This is a genomic window from Lentilactobacillus farraginis DSM 18382 = JCM 14108, assembly GCF_000583655.1.
In the GTDB taxonomy this organism is placed as follows: domain Bacteria; phylum Bacillota; class Bacilli; order Lactobacillales; family Lactobacillaceae; genus Lentilactobacillus; species Lentilactobacillus farraginis.
This window is the reverse complement of the sequence record NZ_BAKI01000119.1, coordinates 1-882: the sequence shown is the minus strand read 5'-3', so window position 1 is coordinate 882 and position 882 is coordinate 1. Positions and strand designations below refer to the sequence as shown.

At 37.5% G+C, this 882-nt stretch carries 1 protein-coding gene; it reads right to left on the bottom strand.

The features are described from left to right. Positions 1-183: 183 nt before the first annotated feature. The gene (locus JCM14108_RS13965) at positions 184-465 is read right to left on the bottom strand and encodes a type II toxin-antitoxin system RelB/DinJ family antitoxin (protein WP_010014831.1); all 282 of its coding nucleotides are present in this window, start codon (positions 463-465) and stop codon (positions 184-186) included. Between the last annotated feature and the right edge of the window lie 417 nt (positions 466-882).

Sequence of the window (882 nt, the reverse complement as noted above, 5' to 3'; positions counted from 1 at the left end):
AAAAAGTAGGTATATAAAGCGTCATATACTTTGCGCTTTTCTGGATCTGGCTCATGTAATGACTTATCAAGTAAATCTTTTAAATCAGTTTCTTTGGCAATTTCAAAAAAGTCATTAATTGTGATTGTATCTTTCATGTTCATCACACTTCCCGGTTATTAATTTATTTAATCTGATAAGCCATTAGTCCTCATCTGGATCATTGAGCCAATCAGCGACTTCTTTAGCGTCTTTGAACTCTGTTACTGGTGTCTCTTTGGTAGCCTTTAAAAGGCTTAAATTAGCTCTTTCGGCTTCGCTCAGGGCTGGTTTAAACGGTAATGCTGCGTCAGCTACGATCCGCTTATAAAACATATTGATCGCGGTAGTTGGGTTTAGACCTAACTGGCTTAAAACGGCTTCGGTATTATCTGCCAATTCTTTGTCAATCTGGACTTGTACGCGTTTCTTTTCCTTAACTGCCATGATTTTCTCGCCCCCCTTTATTACTACTCACATTATACTAATCTTTGAGTACCATCTCAATTAGCCTGCTTCTTTAAAAGTTGTGAATTTAAGTTTGCTGTCCTTTCCGCAATGGCACTTATACAACGCTCCTAAAGTGCCCGTAAGCGCATTTTAAAACTCGTTTAATATAATTATGCTCTATCTGTTTAAAACAGCTTAAATGGCCTTATATAGCTTTTTAGTTTTAAGCACGCTCATCGTTAGGGTGTTTGGCCGCATATTCTCTAGCCGCTTGTTTATTCCACCAAGCGCCAATTCAGCCACTCAAGGTGTCTATTTTTGCTTCTAAGCGATTTTAAAGCGATTTTAATATAATTATGCATGTAACACTTAAAACGGCTTAAATGAGCTTATACGGCGTTTAATTCCAAGAAC

Coding starts and splice junctions, on each gene's coding strand:
- JCM14108_RS13965 (WP_010014831.1), bottom strand. CDS start 465: ATGGCAGTTAAGGAAAAGAAACGCGTACAAGTCCAGATTGACAAAGAA.